General features: G+C 48.2%; 1 protein-coding gene. It reads left to right on the forward strand.

What is annotated here, in order from left to right:
* On the forward strand, positions 1 to 328 hold a 328-nt coding region (locus KH400_RS30465; protein ID WP_217228737.1), incomplete at both ends, for a hypothetical protein.

A 328-nucleotide genomic window follows, 5' to 3' on the forward strand; every position in this document is an offset into this window, starting at 1 on the left:
AAGAGGGGGGGGAGGGGAAAAGGGAGAAGAAAAGAAAGGGGGAGAGGGGGGAGGGGGGAAGGAAGGAGAAAAAGAGGAAAGAAGGGAGGGGAAAGAAAAGGAAGGGAGAAGAAAAAGAAAAAAGAAGGGAGAGGAAGGAGGGAAAGAGAGAGGGGGGGAAGAAAGGGGAAGAAGGAAAAAAAAAGAGGGAAGAAGAAAAAAGGAAGGGAAAGGGAGGGGAAGGGGGAAGGGGGGGGGAAAAAGAAAAGAAGGGGGGAAGAGGAAGAGGAAAAGGGGAAGAAAAAAAGGAAAAAAAGGGAAGAAAGGAAAAGAAGAAAAAAGGAAGGAG

The organism is Desertibacillus haloalkaliphilus, from assembly GCF_019039105.1.
GTDB classification, from domain to species: Bacteria; Bacillota; Bacilli; order Bacillales; family KJ1-10-99; genus Desertibacillus; species Desertibacillus haloalkaliphilus.